The following is an 18,398-nucleotide window of genomic DNA, read 5'->3' as shown; positions in this document are numbered from 1 at the left end:
TTAATTAGAAAGTTACGTTTAAGTTAAGACCGATACTTCTTGTAGATGGCATTCCATAAACATCAACACCTTGTAAACCTTCACCTGTACTTAAAGAAATGTTTGGATCAAAAGGAGCATCTTTGTAGATAAATCCTAAGTTTCTAGCAATTAAAGACAAGCTAGCTGATTGTAAAAAAGGTAATTTTTTAGTATTGAATGTATATCCAATAGAAACCTCTCTTAAACTTACATTCGTTGCATCGTAAACATACTCTCCTGTTGCTCCTGCTCTACCACCCACTTGTTTGTAATAGCTTTCAGCAGGATATTTTCCTGAATAAGCCGTTCCATTTGGATAAACTGCATTAATAGCTACCCCACCTTCGTTTCTTGCGTCACCAGTAGCTTTTGAAACACCAAACTCATCGTTTGTAGCCTCTGTCAAACTCATCACATTTCCCCCAAATCTTCCATCAATTAATACATTAGCGAAGAAAGAACCAAATTTGAATGAGTTAGAAAAACCTAACATAAAATCAGGATTAGAGTTACCTACCTCTTCAAAACCAGTTTTTTGAATGGTTCCATCAGTATTCAATAGCACTCTACCTTGTGCGTCTCTTTTAATATTTACTCCCTCAATAACACCAAAAGGTCTACCTTGTTTCAACACATATCTATAGTTGTTTACCCCAGCTTCAGTTAAAACTACTGTTCCTCCTAAATCTGTTGGAATTTCATTAACAACGTTTTTGTTTTTAGAATAGTTAACGGTTGCATCCCAAGAGAATTTATCTCCTTTTATGATTTTTCCAGTTACCACTGCTTCAATACCTTTATTAGAAATACTTCCTGCATTAATACCATAATAAGTTACTCCTAATGGATTTGTTAGAGGAGCTAAAATTTGTAAGTATTGATTATCTGTTTTAGAATCATAGTATGAAATTTCAAAACCTAATCTATTATCAAACATTCTCCATTCTGTACCAATTTCAAACTCAGATTTTAACTCAGGACGTAAAGAAGTTCCTGGTCGTGGAGCCACTAAAGGCTGTTTCTTTCCTTCTGAAGTATAAGTATAAGTTGGAGAAGTTATATAAGGAAAGATATCATTACCTACTTGAGCATAGGTTGCACGAACTTTACCGTAGTTGATGAAATCTGGCATTTTTACCATCTCGCTAAGAATAGCAGTAACCCCAACAGATGGGTAGAAAAATCCTGTTTTATCAGTATTTGCTAATGTTGATGACCAGTCATTTCTAGCAGCTACATCCAAGAATAACATTTCTTTGTAACCAAATGTAGTAGCAGCAAAAACAGATTGCACCTCTCTTCTAGCATCCACAGTTTGTAAGTTCAATGCATTGTTAACAAAGTTTCCTAAAGTAAACCAGTTAGCAAGTTGCAAACCTCCACCAATACCTGAATCTAAAGTAGTCCTTTTGTTCGCTAAAGTATTGTTAATACTTGTACCAATATTAGCATTAAAGGTAAAATCATCATTGAATTTAGTATTGATAGTAGCTATTAAATCAGCATAACGTTGAGTACTCAAATTATTGATATCAATATATCTACCATTGATATGAGATAATGTACCTTGAGTACTAGCATAAATTTCTTTTGTGAATCCACTCTCAATTCTATTATAACTATATCTAGCAGCAATAGACAACCAATCTGTTGCTTTATAATCTAAAGCTAAATTACCATTAAAAAATTGATTGGTATCTTCTGATTGATTTCTGTTGATTCCCCAGTAAGGATTTTGCATGATATCTCTATTGGTCATCCAATTTTGTACATACATATTTCTAGTAGGGTTAAAAACTTCAAAGTTATTTTTGTAATTATTAAAGTCATTCCCTCTTGGCATTAAATAAACACCTGTTAATGGGTTAAAATAAAAACCATTTACTGGTCTATTATTAACTGTTCTAGTAGTATAGTTTGCATTAGCAGCAACAGTTAATTTGTCAAACAATTTACCAGACTGACGGAAGCCAAAGTTGTTTTGCTTCAAACCATTTCCAGGAATAATACCAGATGCTGTTGTGTTAGAATAAGACAATGATGTAGAAGCAACATCAGAAGCAGTTGAAAAATTCAAAGATGAAATTTGCGTATTTCCAGTTTCAAAAAAACCTTTTACGTGATCATTTACTTTTTGCTTTGCTCCCCAAGTCTCTTCACCACCAGCAACTGCAACATAATCATTTTGGAATTTTGGTAAAAAAGCGGCAGATTCAAAAGTTGTAACTGAAGACGCTTTTAATTGAGCTTTACCTTGTTTAGCTTTTTTAGTAGACAATAATACTACACCATTTGCTCCTTGAGAACCATACAACACAGAAGCTGCTGCTCCTTTCAATACTGTCATCCCCTCATAATCCTCAGGATTGATTAATGAAACCACATCACCACCATCACGGTTACCACCTGCTGTGTCACCAAAGGCACTATTTGGTTGTCCAGAAGTTCCATTATATAATGGAATACCATCAATTACATACAAAGGTTGATTATTACTTACAGAAGAGTTACCACGAATAACTACTTTAGTAGAACCTCCAGTACCACCTGAGCTTCTTGTAACTGCAACACCAGCAATCTTACCTGCTACCGTATTAATAATGTTAGCATCTTTTACTCTTGTGAACTCTTCACCTTTTAGTTCTTGAGCTGCATAAGTAATTGATTTTCTAGTTTTCTTAATACCTAATGAAGTTACTACTACTTCGGTTAATGCCGTTGTAGCGTCACTTTTTAAGATTATTCTAATAGAATCTGCATCACCAACTACTACTGATTTAGTTTCGTATCCTAAATAAGAAACTATTAAAGTCTTACCTACATTTACTTGGATAGCAAAACTACCATCAAAATCGGTAGTTGTTCCTTTTGATTCTCCTTGTACTTGTACATTTGCAGAAGGAATTGGTGCGCCACTGCCATCAATTACCGTTCCTTTGAGCGTTTTCACTTGCGCAAACGAGAGTTGCGAAGCAAAAATAATCATAACGATTAATAAAATTTGTTTCATTTTTTTAAATGTATTTGTTAGTTATGATGTAAACTTATCCTTAAGGTTTTGTTAAAAAAAATAAATTATACCAACTGTAGTATTCTTTAAACGAACGACATCTTTTGTTCAATAATATGTCACACGAAAACGTTTTCTTGTTTTACTATACTTTATAATATTAAATAATAAATTCTTTTTTCATTAAAAAATAGCGTTTTTATTGACAAAATGATTAAAGTTGCACTATCAAATAAAAAGATGCATTTGTTAACTTGTCCCCAAAAGAGCTACTAAACTATGACTAAAGTAAAAGACATCAAATTCGACATAAAAATTCAAAATCATTTATGGTTTTGGGGGTTATACTTTTTACTGAATTTTTTTAGATGGGGGGCTTATTTCAATGATTATGAATATTCGTTTAAGTCAAATTTAATCGAATTCATGTTGCACATCCCTTTAGTCTATTTCAATTTATTTGTTTTAGTTCCCAGACTGGTTTTAAAATCAAAGTATCTTCAATATTCTTTAGCACTGTTAGCTAGTTTAGGATGTGTATACATTTTGAAAACGGGATTAACGTATTATATCATTTCAAAAAACATTTGGCCCGAAGCCAACAGAGACTATCAGCCTTTTGAAATCAATCATATTCTTGCGGTTTGCATTGGAGAACTCTATGTTTTGGCGATGGCATCTTCAATATACCTTATGCTGACTTGGCTAAAAGAAAGAGAAAGAAATCGAATTCTAACAGAAAATCAATATAAAATAAAGCTCGAGTATTTAAAAACACAAATCCAACCCCATTTTTTCTTCAACACCTTAAATAATCTTTATGCTCTTTCATTAGAAGATTCAGAAAAGGTTCCTGATGTAATCATAAAACTTTCCCTTTTAATGGAATATGTTCTTTATGATATAGAAGGAACCAAGCTTACTCCCCTGCTAAAAGAATTCGATTATATACAGAATTACATTGAAATAGAAAAATTAAGATTTGAAAATGCTACTGTTTTTATTAATCTAGAATCTAATATTGATACTATAAATGTTCCTCCTTTGTTATTAATCTCATTGATTGAAAACGCCTTTAAACATGGCGGAATAAATAACAAAGAGTTGTGCATAAAAATAAATTGTAAAATCATCAATAATAAAACCCTCGATTTTGAAATAATAAATAATTTTGTACTTTCACAAAATGAAAACTCCAAAAGAGGAATTGGGTTAACCAATACCAGAGAACGATTACAATTACTATATAAAAACAATTATCAATTAAGCCATCAAATCAAGTTTAATTTTTACATAATTCGTTTACAAATACCTATAAGCAATGAAGATTAAGTGTGTATTGATTGATGATGAACCATTAGCCGTTAAAGTATTACTTACCTATTTTCAAAACTTTCCGGAATTTGAAGTTATAGCAACTTTTAATAATCCAATTGAAGCCTTAGATTTTTTAAATAACAACCCAACAGATGCCTTATTTTTAGATATTAATATGCCATTAATGTCTGGTTTTGAATTGATACAATTGTATAACAATAAACACAACACCAAAATCATCATCACAACGGCATTTCGAGAATTTGCTGCCGAAAGTTATGATTTGGATGTTTTAGATTATCTTGTTAAACCTATTCCGCTACCTCGATTTATAAAATGTATTTCAAAAATAACGGGTGAATTTCAAAACCGATTGGTGGTAAAACAAGAAAATCATCGCGTAGAACCCCATATTTTCATCAAAGTTGATAAGAAAATGGTAAAAATTAATATTGATGAAATTTTATTCATTGAAGGCATGAAAGAATACATCAAAGTAGTTACTCCAGAAAAAACATATATAACCCACAAATCACTTTCATCTTTGACCGAAGAACTTCCAGAAGATCGTTTTATTCGCATCCATAAATCCTACACCATTGCATTAGACAAAGTCAAAACCATTGAAGGAAATAGAATTCAAATCACTACCTACACCTTACCTATCGGAAGAAATTATAGCAAAGAAGTGAAAAGCAAAATTTTAGATTAACCCCTTTACTTTTACAAATTCTAAAAAAGTATTTTGTTGAAAAAATAAGGTCGTTGGTTTAAATCTAACTAAATTTCACTAAAATAATTTTTTTATATGTTTGTTAAGAAATACATTTACCGAATTGCAGCAACATTTATTTACTAACCTATTAATTTAATTAAACATGAATTCTGAAAATTTAAAAACCAATTGGGGGCAATTTATTCCCCTTGTAACCGTCTTCTTCTTTTGGGGATTTGTCGCTGCAAGTAATGACATCCTAATCCCTGTTTTCAAAACCGCTTTTAATCTTTCTCAAGGCGAGAGCCAATTAGTTGCTTTTGCATTTTATATTGCTTACACCGTAGGTTCATTAATCTATATGGGGATTTCCCTAGCGATTAAAGAAGATTTAGTAAACAAAATTGGCTATAAAAATGGTTTATCATTAGGACTATTAATCTCTGCTTTAGGTACACTTCTATTTTATCCAGCAGCCAATACAGGCTCTTTTCCTTTAATGCTTGCAGGTCTTTTTATTGTTGGTTTAGGTTTTTCATTGCAACAAACTGTTGCCAATCCACTTGCAATTGCTTTAGGTCCAATTTCAACAGGCTCACAACGTCTTACCTTAGCTGGTGGAATAAACAATTTAGGAACCACTATTGGTCCTCTTATTGTTAGTTTTGCCATTTTTGGTTCAAGTGCTAACGCTAATACAAGTGCTAGTATCGAAAGTGTAAAAATCCCTTATTTAGTATTAGGTGTTGCGTTTTTACTCGTTGCAATCCTTTTAAAATTTTCTTCATTACCAGACAAACCAGCTTTGGTTGAAGAAACAGAAGCTCACGATGGAGTTCCTGCAAAAAAATCAGCTTTACAATACCCTCAGTTAGTAATGGGTATGATTGCTATTTTCTTATATGTAGGTGTTGAAGTTTCTACAGCAAGTAACTTACCCGCTTACATGGAAAGCAAATTAGGGTTCTTGACAAAAGATGTAGCACCATATATCTCTTTATATTGGGCGAGTTTGATGATTGGTCGTTGGACAGGTGCTGTAGAAGCTTTTACAGACAATATGAGCTGGCAAAAAATATTGCGATTTATCGCGCCTTACCTAGCTTTTGGTGTGTTTTTAGGAGTTAACGCAATTGCAAAACACGACTTGACTCCTTTTTACGTTTACGGATTAGTAATTTTGGTTCTAATTGCTGCTGATATGGCTAGTAAAGGAAACCCAGCTAGAATGTTATTAATTTTTTCAACACTTGGAATCATAGCAACAGGAATAGGAATGACAACTAGTGGAATGGTAAGTGTTTACGCTTTCACAAGTGTTGGTTTGTTTTGTAGCACCTTATGGCCTTGCATCTTTACTTTAGCAGTAAGTGGGCTTGGAAAAAACACTAGCCAAGGAAGTAGTTTCTTGATTATGATGATTATGGGTGGTGGTTTTATCAGTGTGTTACAAGGTAAAGTAGCTGAAGGAATCGGAATCCAAGAAAGTTATATTGTTGGAATTCTATGTTTTGCTTACTTAGCTTTTTATGCTTGGAGAGTAAGCGGAATCCTTAGAGCCCAGGGTATTGATTTCGATAAAAAAATAGCTGGAGGACATTAAGAAGTTTTTCAAACAATTCAAAGTCCCATTCTAATAAAATAGAATGGGATTTTTTATTAATATTCAAATCGCTGAGAATCGCTTATATGAAATTCATCTAAGCATAGTTTCAAATATTGCATTTTCAGCCAGTTTAGGTAACAAAAAAACTCCCATTTGCAATGCATATGGGAGTTTCTATTACTATATAAAATCTTAAATAATCGTTAGTCAACGATCTTAAATCTATTTGTTTCCTTTTTCAAAATCAGCTACAAATTGAGCCAATCCTATATCAGTCAAAGGGTGTTTCAATAAACCATAAATAGCAGAAAGTGGGCCAGTCATAACATCAGCACCAATTTTAGCACAATTTACAATATGCATTGTATGACGAACTGAAGCTGCCAAAATTTGAGTTTCGTAACCGTAGTTATCATAAACCAATCGAATTTCTTCAATTAAATTTAAACCATCAGTAGAAACATCGTCTAAACGACCAACAAATGGCGAAACATAAGTAGCTCCCGCTTTGGCAGCCAAAATAGCTTGACCCACAGAAAAGACAAGTGTTACATTCGTTTTAATTCCTTTATCAGAAAAATATTTAGCTGCCATTACCCCCTCTTTGGTCATTGGCAATTTAACTACGATTTGCTCGTGTAAATCAGCTAACTCTTCTCCTTCTTTAATCATGCCATCATAATCCAAAGCATTTACCTCGGCACTAACATCACCCTCAACCAAATTACAGATATCCACGTAATGTTTCAAAATATTATTTTTCCCTGTAATACCTTCTTTAGCCATCAAAGACGGGTTTGTAGTTACTCCATCCAAAACACCCAATGATTGTGCCTCTTTAATCTGCGCTAAATTAGCCGTGTCAATAAAAAATTTCATATTATTATTTATATTTAATTGTGTTCCTTATTTTGGGCGTGACCGGATTTGTAAAAGGCGCAACATTCAGACCTGTTATAGGCGCCTTTTACAAATACGGTCGGGCTATACGCACTACTTCGGTAGTTTGCTCCTATCCCTCACGCAATTTTTTACAAAACTACGACATATAATTATTTAACAGAATTGTTTTTATTTAATTCTTTCAATTCATCTCTAATCTCCTCAAGAACATTCAGAATATCTTCTTTATAAAGCTCTGAATTATTTATTTTATCACTTAAAGAAACTAAAATCTTTCGGACAAAATACCAAAACACGAGTAACACAAGTACCCACATCACAACAGGGAACATTTCTGAAATCACTTCCATAGACTATAATTTATAATGATTCATAAGCATTTTTTCATAGACTTTATCCGGCAGTATTCGTTTAAGAACAATAGAGAATTTTTGCATAAAAGCCCCAACTTTGTAATGAATTTTTGGCGATGGCGACGTAATAATTTGATAGACCGCTTCAGCCATTTCGTTAGGATTACTCCCACTATCAACATGTTCATTCATAGCTTGCAACGTTCTACCATAAACCGCCTCATAAGCAGAGCCTTCAATAACTGGCGCATGATATCTTCCTGCTGCAATATTAGTAGCAAAATCTCCTGGAGCCACATTAGTAATTGAAATTCCAAAATCTTTAACTTCCATACGTAAAGCTTCGGTAATTAACTCTAAAGCGCCTTTAGAAGCTGAATAGACACTTCGGTAAGGCAAACCCATGTAGCCTGCAATAGAAGTCACATTAATAATTAAGCCTGATTTTTGTAGTCGCATTTGTGGCAAAACAGCTTTCATGACTTCGATTGGTCCAAAAAAATTAGTTTCGAAGTTGTTTTTTATCTCATCGGTTGGAATTTCTTCTAATGGTCCGGTAATCCCAACCCCAGCGTTATTGATAACCACATCTATTTTTCCCGAGGAAGCTATAATGTAGTTTACAGCCTCTTTGATTGAAGTACTATTTCTAACATCAACAGCAAGTAACGGAAAAACTGTATCGCTGTTTTTTTCTGGATTGCGACTGGTACCGTACACAATAAATCCTTTTTGATGCAAAAACTCCCCAATAGATTTACCTATTCCTGATGACCCACCAGTAATCAAAACAACTTTATTCATTTATTTGAAATTTATGGATGTGGTAAAAATAAAAAAATCTTCCTAAGGAAGACTAAATTTACTCAAAGAAAGAAAAAAAAGGCAAGCGACCTACATCGCACCGCTCAACCGCTTACCCTTGCTATGTTCCCATCCTGGGGGAGTCAGCAGGAGCTGGTCGTGTAGGACTTGCCGGTGCAAATATACAATCTTTTTATATTTTTGCAAGTGCTTTGACTCTTAAAAATATCGTTGTATATTGGCTTATTCAAAAAATGTAGACATGAAAAAACTCAACCTCCTTTATATCATTTTATTAGGAATTATGGTAACCAACTGTGGCGACACAAAAAAAGGCGAAAATTCTATTTTTACAATCGATAATTCTGCTTTCAAACCTTTTTACACCTCAAAAGATGTCTTAAAAGTTGGTGTTTTGAACCCAACTTCTAAAACTATTGATAGTATTGTTTACTATATTAATGAGGTTAAAATCTCCACCAGTAAAGGAAATACAGGTCTTGATTTTCCTTTTAAAGATCAAAAATTAGGTTACCAAAACATCAAGGCGTTGGTTTATTTTGGAGGAGACAGTTCTGAAGCTACCGCTAGAGTAGAATTGGTTTCTGACATCGAACCTAAATTGCTTAAATATACCGTTGTGAACACCTATCCTCATGATGCGAAATCGTTTACCGAAGGATTGGAATTTTACAAAGATACACTCTATGAAAGCACGGGACAGGAAGGCAATTCCTATATTAGAAAATATGATTATAAAACAGGAAAAATTTACAAGCAAATCAATTTAGAAAGCACTTATTTTGGTGAAGGAATAACTATTATCAATGATAAATTATTTCAACTTACTTATAAAAATAAAAAAGGTTTTATCTATAATGCTAACACATTAAAGCTAGAAAAAACTTTTGATTATGAAAAAGACATTGAAGGATGGGGAATGACAAACGACGGAAAATATATTTACCAAACTGACGGAACTGAAAAAATATGGAAAGTAGATCCCGCAACTCAGAAAATGATTGATTATGTTAATGTGTATTCAGGTTCATCAAAAATCAAAGAGATTAATGAGTTAGAATTAATTAATGGTAAAATTTATACAAATATCTGGTTCAAGGATGCTATCGCAGTTGTTAACCCAAAAAGCGGTGCTGTGGAAGAAATTTTAAACCTTTCGGATTTACGGAAAACTATGAATGACATCACAAAAGATGATGTCTTGAATGGAATAGCATACAATGCTAAAACCAAAACAATATTGGTAACAGGTAAAAATTGGAGCAAAATGTTCGAAATTAAAGTTTCTGAATAAGCATATGATTACATTAATTACCAATATAAAAGAACTTTTACAAGTACGAAACTCAGATATTACAAAGGTTTCTGGTACAACAATGGCTATTTTACCCACCATAAAAAATGCGTACTTGATCATCAAAGACGATTTAATATTTGATTTTGGCTCCATGGATAACCTACCCGATGTAAAAGCTGATAAAACTATTGATGCCAGTGGAAAAATAGTACTCCCTTCTTGGTGTGATAGCCATACTCATATTGTGTATGCAGGTAATCGTGAACAAGAATTTGTAGATAGAATTAATGGTTTGACTTACGAAGAAATTGCCAATCGTGGTGGCGGTATCTTAAATTCAGCTAAAAAATTAAACGAAACCTCAGAAGACGAATTATATCTTCAATCAGAAGAAAGACTCAAAGAAGTAATACAATTAGGAACAGGAGCAGTAGAAATAAAATCAGGATATGGACTAACTGTAGAAGGAGAACTAAAAATGCTGCGGGTTATCAAAAGATTAGCCAACAACTATCCTATTGCGATTAAAGCTACCTTTTTGGGTGCACATGCCTTTCCTTCCCTTTTTAAAGATAATAAAGAAGCCTATATTGACTTAATTATTAACGAGATGCTACCTGAAATTGCCAAAGAAAATTTAGCAGAATTTATCGATGTCTTTTGCGAAAGCGGTTATTTTACGGTAGCACAAACCGAAAAAATTATCACCGCAGGAATTCGTTATGGTTTACGACCAAAAATTCATGTTAATCAGTTCAATTCGATAGGTGGAATTCAAGTGGGGGTTCAAAATAATGCCCTATCAGTAGATCATCTAGAAATAATGACTCCAGAAGACATTAACGCTTTAAAGCACACCGAAACAATGCCCGTGGCTTTGCCATCCTGCTCCTATTTTCTAAGCATCCCCTACACGCCAGCACGTGAAATGATAAAAGCAGGACTACCACTAGCCTTAGCTTCAGATTTCAACCCTGGATCGACTCCTTCAGGAAACATGAATTTTGTGGTAGCAACAGCTTGTATCAAAATGAAAATGACACCTGAGGAAGCTATAAATGCAGCTACCCTCAACGGCGCTTATGCTATGGGGATTGCTACAACTCATGGTAGTATCACTATTGGAAAAAAAGCCAATCTTATCATCACCAAGCGTATTCCTTCTTATTATCAGTTGCCATATTCTTTTGGTAGCAATCTAATTGAAACGGTGCTATTAGAAGGCAAAATATACTCATAAAAAAAAGGAGGAAATCAAAATTCCTCCTTTCTTTTATAGATTCAATTCGTTTTATCTTAAAGTAAAACTTGTTTTAGAAACCAATACGTCTTTATCAAAGATATTGATAAAATAAGCACCTTTTTCGAAATTTTTACCTTTCAAATCCTCAGAAACTTCTACAGTTTTGTTGGCATAAGTTACAGTTGTTGCAAAACTATAGGTTAAAATAGTTTCCCCAAATGTTTCTGTTTGCTTTTCTCCTAAAACGTTATTTTTACTATCAATTACTTGAACATAATACGTTTTGTCTCCAGATTTCGCGATTTGATTTTCTGCAATAGTAAAACTAATTTTTAAGATATCAGCTCTACTTGCTTTATCTGTTTCTATTTGTTTTCCAGAATTTCTTAGTTTGTAAGCAGCAGTTTTAGTATTCAAAATAGTTAATTTCGCTCCTTTTTCAACTGTTTTAGCTAGCTCTTCGTTTTGACCAACTAATACTTCATTAAACTTTTTAGATTCACCTAAAACTACTACGGTACTGTCTCTTTGAGCAGTAACTTTTTCATTGGCTTTTTTCAATCCTTCGTTTTCAGTCATTAACGACTTCATTTTATTTTGCAAAGCAGATAATTGAGTCTTAAATTTTGAAACATCACCTTTAGATTGATTTAACTCATCCATAAGAGCTACAATTTTGTCTCTTTCTTGAATTAATTCTTCAGACATTGTAGTATTTTCAGCAATTGCTGCGTCATAAGTTGCTTTTAACGTTTGTAGATCCTTCATCACAGACTCTTTCTCTGTCAAAGTAGTAGTTAATTCTGTTTTTACCACTTCTGCATCAGATGACATTTTGAAGATATAAACCAAACTACCTACTAATAATACTGCTAAAACGGCAATAATCGCCTTTAGACTTGAATTGTTTTGTTGTTTTTCCATGTTATTTTAAATTTTTATCCAAAATTAAGAATATAATACAAAGGTATAACCTGTGTTAACAATTTTATAGTATTTTTGAAATAAAAAAATGGAAAAATTAATCCAATTCACCTCAAGTGATCTGGCTAAAATTACCAATCACAGAAGTGGTGAGATCAAGTTTGGAGAAAAAATGATTACTATACCAAAGGATACAGATCTTGTATCCTTTATAAAATCTACTGAAGCAAAATATGTTTTACTTGGTATTCCTGAAGACATAGGTGTTAGAGCGAATTACGGAAGACCAGGAGCTGCATCGGCATGGGAAAGCGCTATAAAAAGCATTGCCAATATTCAACATAATCGATTTTGCAAGGGAAGCCAAATTCTTGTTTTGGGTCAAATTGACGTAAAACAAGAAATGAGTGAGGTTACAAATTTAGACTTTAATGATGTAGATGATCGTTCAAAACTAAGTCAATTGGTAAAGAGAATTGACAAAGAAGTTTCCTATATCATTTGCACAATAATCCAAGCAGGCAAAATACCTATCATTATTGGTGGTGGTCATAATAATTCATATGGAAACATAAAAGGAACTGCTTTAGCTAAAGGAAAAGCGATCAATGCTGTGAATTTTGATGCCCATTCTGATTTTAGAATATTAGAAGGAAGACATAGTGGCAATGGATTTTCTTATGCCTTTGAAGAAGGATTCTTAAAAAAGTATTTTATTTTTGGTCTTCATGAAAACTACACTTCCAAAAGCGTTTTAGATATTATAAAAAAACTAGAAGACCGCGTCCGCTATAATACTTACGACAGTATTAATGTTCGAAAAGAAAAAGATTTCAAACAGGAAATGAATATCGCCCTAGAATTCATCAAAAACGATCCTTTTGGAATTGAAATTGATTTAGATGCCATACCGAATATTGCTAGTAGCGCCATGACATTAAGTGGTTTTTCTATTGAAGAATTAAGAGCCTTTATTTCCTTTTTTTCTAAACAAAAAAATGCTTCATACATTCATATTTGCGAAGGTGCACCCGATTTAGATCAACAGCAAAACAATCATTTGATTGGCAAATTAATTGGCTATTTGGTCACTGATTTTATAAAAGGGTATAATCAAAACTTATTATGAAGCGCTTTTAAAACGACCGATTTGCATATTAGCCTTCATTTCATAAATAAATAGGCAACAAAAATAATAACACTATCTTTGTTGCCTTATTCTTTGTGCTACTCAAAGAATTTAAATTTCAAAAATATGTTATTCGAAGATTTATCCCTTTCAAAAAGTATACAAAAAGCAGTGTTTGAAGAAGGTTATACCGAACCTACTCCCATTCAAGAACAAGCGATTCCATTAGTTCTCTCTGGTAGAGATCTTGTAGGTTGTGCACAAACTGGCACAGGAAAAACAGCTGCATTTGCTATTCCTATCATTCATCAACTCCATCGTATTGTTGGTTCCTCCAAAAAAGCAAAGTTAATAAGAGCACTCGTAGTTACTCCAACTAGAGAACTTGCGGTTCAAATTGGGCAAAACTTTGACACTTATGCAAAGTATACTAATTTGACGCAATTAACGATTTTTGGAGGTGTTTCCCAAAACCCACAAGTGGATACATTACGACAAGGAGTCGATGTATTAATCGCGACACCCGGAAGACTATTAGATCTTCATAAACAAGGCTTTATCAATTTAGACCATTTACACACTTTAGTGCTAGATGAAGCCGATCAAATGTTGGATATGGGATTTGTGAATGATGTAAAAAAAATTGTAAAATTAACCCCAAAAAACAGACAAACCCTGCTATTCTCAGCTACAATGCCAATAGCTATTAGAGAATTGGCTGAAATGTTTCTGAATGATCCCGCTACGGTAACAGTTTCACCGGTTTCTTCTACCGCTGAAAAGGTAGAACAACGATTGTATTTTGTTGAAAAAGCTGAAAAAAGAAACTTGTTGTATCATTTAATAAAGAACGAAAACTTGACTGATGTATTAGTTTTTTCAAGAACAAAACATGGTGCAGATAACGTCGTAAAAGCATTGCGAAAAAGAGATATTGCCGCTGAAGCTATCCATGGAGACAAATCTCAAAATGCAAGACAACGCGTTTTGGATGCCTTTAAAAACAAAGAAGTTGGTGTTTTAGTTGCTACTGATATTGCTGCTCGAGGCATTGATATTGACCAATTACCCTTTGTAATCAACTTTGACTTACCAAACATTCCAGAAACGTATGTCCATAGAATAGGTAGAACTGGTCGCGCTGGAAATGGCGGTATCGCAATTTCTTTTTGCGGAAAAGATGAACATCCGTATTGGAAAGACATTCAAAAATTAATAAAAGTTGATGTTAAAACAATCACCGATCATCCCTATCCTTGGCAATCGGGCAATCCTACTCTAGCAAATGAAAAGCATAAAAATTCCAATAGAAGTGGCGGTGCTCATAAATCAAGAAAATCTGCAAATGCAAAGCAAAATAAAAAACGTTGGTATTAACCAACGTTTTTTGCATTTTGTATCAGCGTACTCATTACTTTAAACAATCGTAATTGATCAAATGGCTTGATTATAATATCGTTTATACCTGCCGATAGCGCTTCTTCTGCTATCTCTTCTTTATCAAATGCTGTCAAGGCAATAATTGGAGTTTGAATGTTTTTATTGCGAATTAATCGAGTAGTTTCAAAACCATTTAAAAATGGCATATTAATATCCATCAAGATAATATCAAACGATTCTTTTTCTAACATCTTTAAAGCCTTCTGACCATCATCGACTACACAACATTTGTAGTGATTTTTTTCCATTATTTTTTGGGTCACTAATTGATTAATTCTATTGTCTTCAACTACTAAAACATTAAAAATTTGGCTACTTGACAAATCAACTCTAATATTATTAATAATCTCATTGGTCTTTTCTAGATCGCTTTCAAAAGGAATACAAAAACTAAACGTTGTACCTTCTCCAAGAACGCTCTCTAATGTAATATCGCTTCCAAACAAATGCAATAATCTTTTTACAATAGACAACCCCAAACCAGTCCCTTGATAATCTGTATCATTACGCCCTACTTGAACAAATTTATCAAAAATCTTATCTTGATCAATTGCTGCAATTCCTACGCCAGTATCTTTGATTTTAAAACCAATATAATTAAGCTTTTCCTCAGTCTTTTCTAATGTAGCGGTTATAGTAATTGTTCCTTTTTTAGTGAATTTTAATGCATTACTTATTAAGTTCATAAGAATTTGTGAGAAACGCAATTTATCACCAATTAAGTATTCTGGAATTTTTGGATCAATCAACAATTCAACTTTATTTTTATTAGTCTGAGATAAAAAAGAAAGTGAACGAATAATCATTTCAATTTCATCCGAAATATTAAAAGTCATACTTTCCAAAACAATTCTATTTTCCTCAATCTTATTAATTTGCAAAATATCATTGACCAGAGAGAGCAAATAACGAGCCGAAAACTTAAGTGAATTCAAATGAGGACTTGTTGACAAATCTTTGTATTCATCAATAAGCATATTCGTTATGCCAATTACACCGTACAATGGTGTTCTTAATTCATGACTAATCGTTGAAACAAACTGTGATTTCATTTGGGAAGCTTCTTCCGCTTTCTCTTTGGCTAGTAACAAATCATTATTAGCAATGGTCAATTCTCTGTTTAATTTTCTTTTAAAACTATTATTTCGAATCAAAGTAAAAATCAATATCAGCAAAATAAAAAGAACAATAACAAATAAGATTACTATAATTTTTGATTTTCTAAGGTTTTGATTTTGTGACTCCTTAATCAACTCAATTTTAGATAATTCCCTTTTATATTCATCTAATTCAACATTCAAACCAGTAATTGACGCTTTTATGAGTTTATCTTCATTATAAATTTTCTCTTTGAGATCATCAAACTTTCTGAGGTGAATATAAGCTTCTTTATAATTCCCCATTTTAAAAAGCAGCTTAGAAAATTCGTTATGCGAATAGGAAACATCATTTAACTCATTGTATTTGTATCCCAAAGCGATTGCTTTTGTATAATAATTTTTAGCTTTTGCATAATTACCAATATGATCATTATACATCCCATTAACCATTTGATGCACCACACTTAAAGTTTCTGTGCCATATTTAGTGAAATTTGCATTTGAAAAAAGTAAGTATTCTAATCCTTCCTCAAAATTTGAATCATCAAAATAGACCCAAGCTAAGTTCAAAGTTGTTAGTAAAGTATAAGTATAATTAGGAATTCTTTTGCTATAAAAAATAGCTTTTTTATAATATTGGACGCCAATTTTATATTCTCTTTTTTCAAAACAATATAAATTTCCTAAATTATTATTGGCTTTAAATTTTAGAGTATCGTTAAGCGTTTTATTAGCATAAAACAATGCTTTTTTATAATATACTATAGACTTATCAAATTCAGAAATCTCACTATAATTCGAACCAATTGTATTGTAGGAAGCAGCTATCAAAACGGTATCCTTAAGAATCAAAGCCTTTTTTAAGATATCTCTTGATAGCAGTAAAGATTTTTCAAAATCTTTTTTATGGAAAAAATTAGTAGCTAGAACAGATTGTTCTATAAGTTCTTTTCTTTCAAAATTGTCGTTTTGAGCAGCTACAAAAGAAGCATTACCAAACAACAAAACAAATACTAAAACAATTTGATTTGGGCGCATTATTGTTTATAATTTTTTCAAATATACACTTATAAACAAATAAATTATTATTTTTTATCTTAAAAATAATACATAAAATTTAATATAATTAACAATTTCACTCGAATACACATAAAACAGCTAAAACAATTAATTGCAAAAAAAAGCCTGTTTACCAAAATAAACAGGCTTTGTTACATTCACCAAATGGTTATTTATCTTCTTCCCACTTCCCTACTACTGATGTTGCCAATGCATTTCCTAAAACATTAGTTGCACTTCTAAACATATCACAAAAATGGTCTATAGGTAAAATCAAAGCTATACCTTCTACAGGAATATCAAACATACCGCACGAAGCGGCAACAACTACCAAACTTGCTCTAGGAACTCCAGCAATTCCCTTACTAGTCAACATAAGAACTAGCAACATGGTAAATTGGGTTGGTAAATCTAAATGAATTCCATAAGCTTGAGCAATAAAAATTCCAGCAAATGTCATATACATCATACTACCATCAAGATTAAATGAATATCCTAAAGGAAGCATAAATGAAACGATTTTATCTTTAACGCCAAATTTTTCTAATTCTTCCGTTAATTTTGGAAAAACAGCTTCAGAACTAGTGGTTCCAAAAGCAATAATCAACGGACTAACTATATGCTGCAAAAGCACTTTCATTTGCTTTCCTAAGAAAAAGTACCCGACAAGTATCAATATCACCCAAAGAGAAGCTATTCCAACTAAAAATGAGCCGAAAAATTTGAAATAAGTAATTGCTAATTCATTAAAATCTCTAACTGCAAAAACTCCTGCAATAGCACCAAAAACACCTATTGGAGCAAAATTCATTACAAAATTCACCATTTTCAAAACAATATGAGAAATTTTGTCCATTGCATTAACAATTGGCTTTGCGGTTTCTCCAAGAGAAGCAGCTGCTAATCCAAAGAAAATTGAAAATACAACAATTTGAAGTATTTCATTTGTAGCCATTGCCTCAAAAATACTTTTTGGAACAATGTGTTCTATAAAATTATTAAAAGAAAGGCTTTTAGCATTACCAGTAACATCTGAAGCCGCTGTTACATCTACATTAGACAGATTAAGCCCTACGCCAGGTTGTAAAACATTTACATAAAGCATCCCAATTAAAAGAGAAATAAATGATGCCGTAAAAAACCATCCTAATGCTTTACCACCAATTCTACCAACCGCTTTCACATCACCTAACTTAGCGATACCCACTACAAGTGTCGCAAAGACTAATGGTGAAATAATCATTTGAACTAAACGAATAAAAATAGTCGCTAAAATTTTAATTTTATTACTAAACTCTTGCGCTGCTTCTGTAGTAACGGAATTATGAATTACGACCCCAAGTATAGCACCAAGAACCATTGCTATTAATATTTGCCCTGTAAGACTCTTGAAAAAAGGTTTTTTGATAGTTTGGATTGATTCCATTGGTTGCTTAGATATTAAATTGATAAGTAT

The 18,398-nt window shown here is 32.6% G+C and carries 14 protein-coding genes and 1 other RNA gene; 7 read left to right on the top strand and 8 right to left on the bottom strand.

The features are described 5' to 3' along the window. Positions 1-4: 4 nt before the first annotated feature. The gene (locus O9307_RS08725) at positions 5-3,031 is read right to left on the bottom strand and encodes a SusC/RagA family TonB-linked outer membrane protein (RefSeq protein ID WP_298297842.1); all 3,027 of its coding nucleotides are present in this window, start codon (positions 3,029-3,031) and stop codon (positions 5-7) included. A gap of 279 nt (positions 3,032-3,310) precedes the next feature. Here O9307_RS08725 and O9307_RS08720 point away from each other — a divergent pair, with 279 nt between their 5' ends. The 3 genes from O9307_RS08720 to O9307_RS08710 all read left to right on the top strand — a co-directional run bounded on the left by O9307_RS08720 (position 3,311) and on the right by O9307_RS08710 (position 6,666). Beyond that, complete coding sequence (locus O9307_RS08720) at positions 3,311-4,363, top strand: histidine kinase (protein ID WP_298297839.1); 1,053 nt, start codon at positions 3,311-3,313, stop codon at positions 4,361-4,363. After that, positions 4,353-5,060: a LytTR family DNA-binding domain-containing protein gene (locus tag O9307_RS08715; protein ID WP_298297836.1), complete on the top strand. Its 708-nt coding sequence runs from the start codon at positions 4,353-4,355 to the stop codon at positions 5,058-5,060. Before O9307_RS08720 ends, O9307_RS08715 begins: the two co-directional genes overlap by 11 nt. A gap of 166 nt (positions 5,061-5,226) precedes the next feature. Next, positions 5,227-6,666: an MFS transporter gene (locus O9307_RS08710; RefSeq protein WP_298297833.1), complete on the top strand. Its 1,440-nt coding sequence runs from the start codon at positions 5,227-5,229 to the stop codon at positions 6,664-6,666. 225 nt (positions 6,667-6,891) lie between these two features. On the opposite strand, the gene fsa is transcribed toward O9307_RS08710, so the two are convergent. The 4 genes from fsa to ffs form a co-directional block, all read right to left on the bottom strand. Further along, positions 6,892-7,548 carry a fructose-6-phosphate aldolase gene (fsa, locus tag O9307_RS08705; protein WP_064714837.1) on the bottom strand — a complete coding sequence of 219 codons (657 nt, stop codon included), beginning with the start codon at positions 7,546-7,548 and terminating at the stop codon, positions 6,892-6,894. 173 nt (positions 7,549-7,721) lie between these two features. Then, entirely contained in the window at positions 7,722-7,922 is a 201-nt protein-coding gene (locus O9307_RS08700; protein WP_064714836.1) for a hypothetical protein, read from the bottom strand. Between the two features lie 3 nt (positions 7,923-7,925). After that, a complete protein-coding gene (locus O9307_RS08695) occupies positions 7,926-8,729 on the bottom strand; it encodes an SDR family oxidoreductase (RefSeq protein ID WP_298297826.1) in 804 nt (267 codons plus the stop codon). A 76-nt stretch (positions 8,730-8,805) separates the two neighbouring features. After that, positions 8,806-8,903, bottom strand: an RNA gene (gene ffs / locus O9307_RS08690) — signal recognition particle sRNA small type. An 88-nt stretch (positions 8,904-8,991) separates the two neighbouring features. On the opposite strand from ffs, the gene O9307_RS08685 reads away from it, so the two are divergent. Next, a complete protein-coding gene (locus O9307_RS08685; protein WP_298297823.1) occupies positions 8,992-10,044 on the top strand; it encodes a glutaminyl-peptide cyclotransferase in 1,053 nt (350 codons plus the stop codon). A gap of 4 nt (positions 10,045-10,048) precedes the next feature. Next, positions 10,049-11,287 (top strand): imidazolonepropionase, encoded by a 1,239-nt coding sequence (gene hutI, locus O9307_RS08680; RefSeq protein WP_298297820.1) that lies wholly within the window; start codon positions 10,049-10,051, stop codon positions 11,285-11,287. A 51-nt stretch (positions 11,288-11,338) separates the two neighbouring features. Here hutI and O9307_RS08675 read toward each other — a convergent pair whose 3' ends face one another. Continuing rightward, positions 11,339-12,214, bottom strand: a complete 876-nt coding sequence (locus O9307_RS08675) for a hypothetical protein (protein WP_298297817.1) — start codon at positions 12,212-12,214, stop codon at positions 11,339-11,341. Between the two features lie 88 nt (positions 12,215-12,302). On the opposite strand from O9307_RS08675, the gene O9307_RS08670 reads away from it, so the two are divergent. After that, a complete protein-coding gene (locus O9307_RS08670) occupies positions 12,303-13,343 on the top strand; it encodes a formimidoylglutamase (protein WP_298297815.1) in 1,041 nt (346 codons plus the stop codon). Positions 13,344-13,469: 126 nt separating this feature from the next. Continuing rightward, the gene (locus tag O9307_RS08665; protein ID WP_298297812.1) at positions 13,470-14,720 is read left to right on the top strand and encodes a DEAD/DEAH box helicase; all 1,251 of its coding nucleotides are present in this window, start codon (positions 13,470-13,472) and stop codon (positions 14,718-14,720) included. Here the strand turns inward: O9307_RS08665 and O9307_RS08660 are convergent. Together O9307_RS08660 and O9307_RS08655 are read right to left on the bottom strand one after the other, a co-directional pair. After that, entirely contained in the window at positions 14,717-16,921 is a 2,205-nt protein-coding gene (locus O9307_RS08660) for a response regulator (RefSeq protein WP_298297809.1), read from the bottom strand. The genes O9307_RS08665 and O9307_RS08660 overlap by 4 nt on opposite strands. Positions 16,922-17,111: 190 nt before the next feature. Then, entirely contained in the window at positions 17,112-18,368 is a 1,257-nt protein-coding gene (locus O9307_RS08655; protein ID WP_298297806.1) for a cation:dicarboxylase symporter family transporter, read from the bottom strand. Between the last annotated feature and the right edge of the window lie 30 nt (positions 18,369-18,398).

Origin of the sequence: Flavobacterium sp. (genome assembly GCF_027531905.1) — a bacterium.
Lineage (GTDB): Bacteria > Bacteroidota > Bacteroidia > Flavobacteriales > Flavobacteriaceae > Flavobacterium.
The sequence above is the reverse complement of the archived record's forward strand: the minus strand, read 5'-3'. Positions and strand labels throughout refer to the sequence as shown.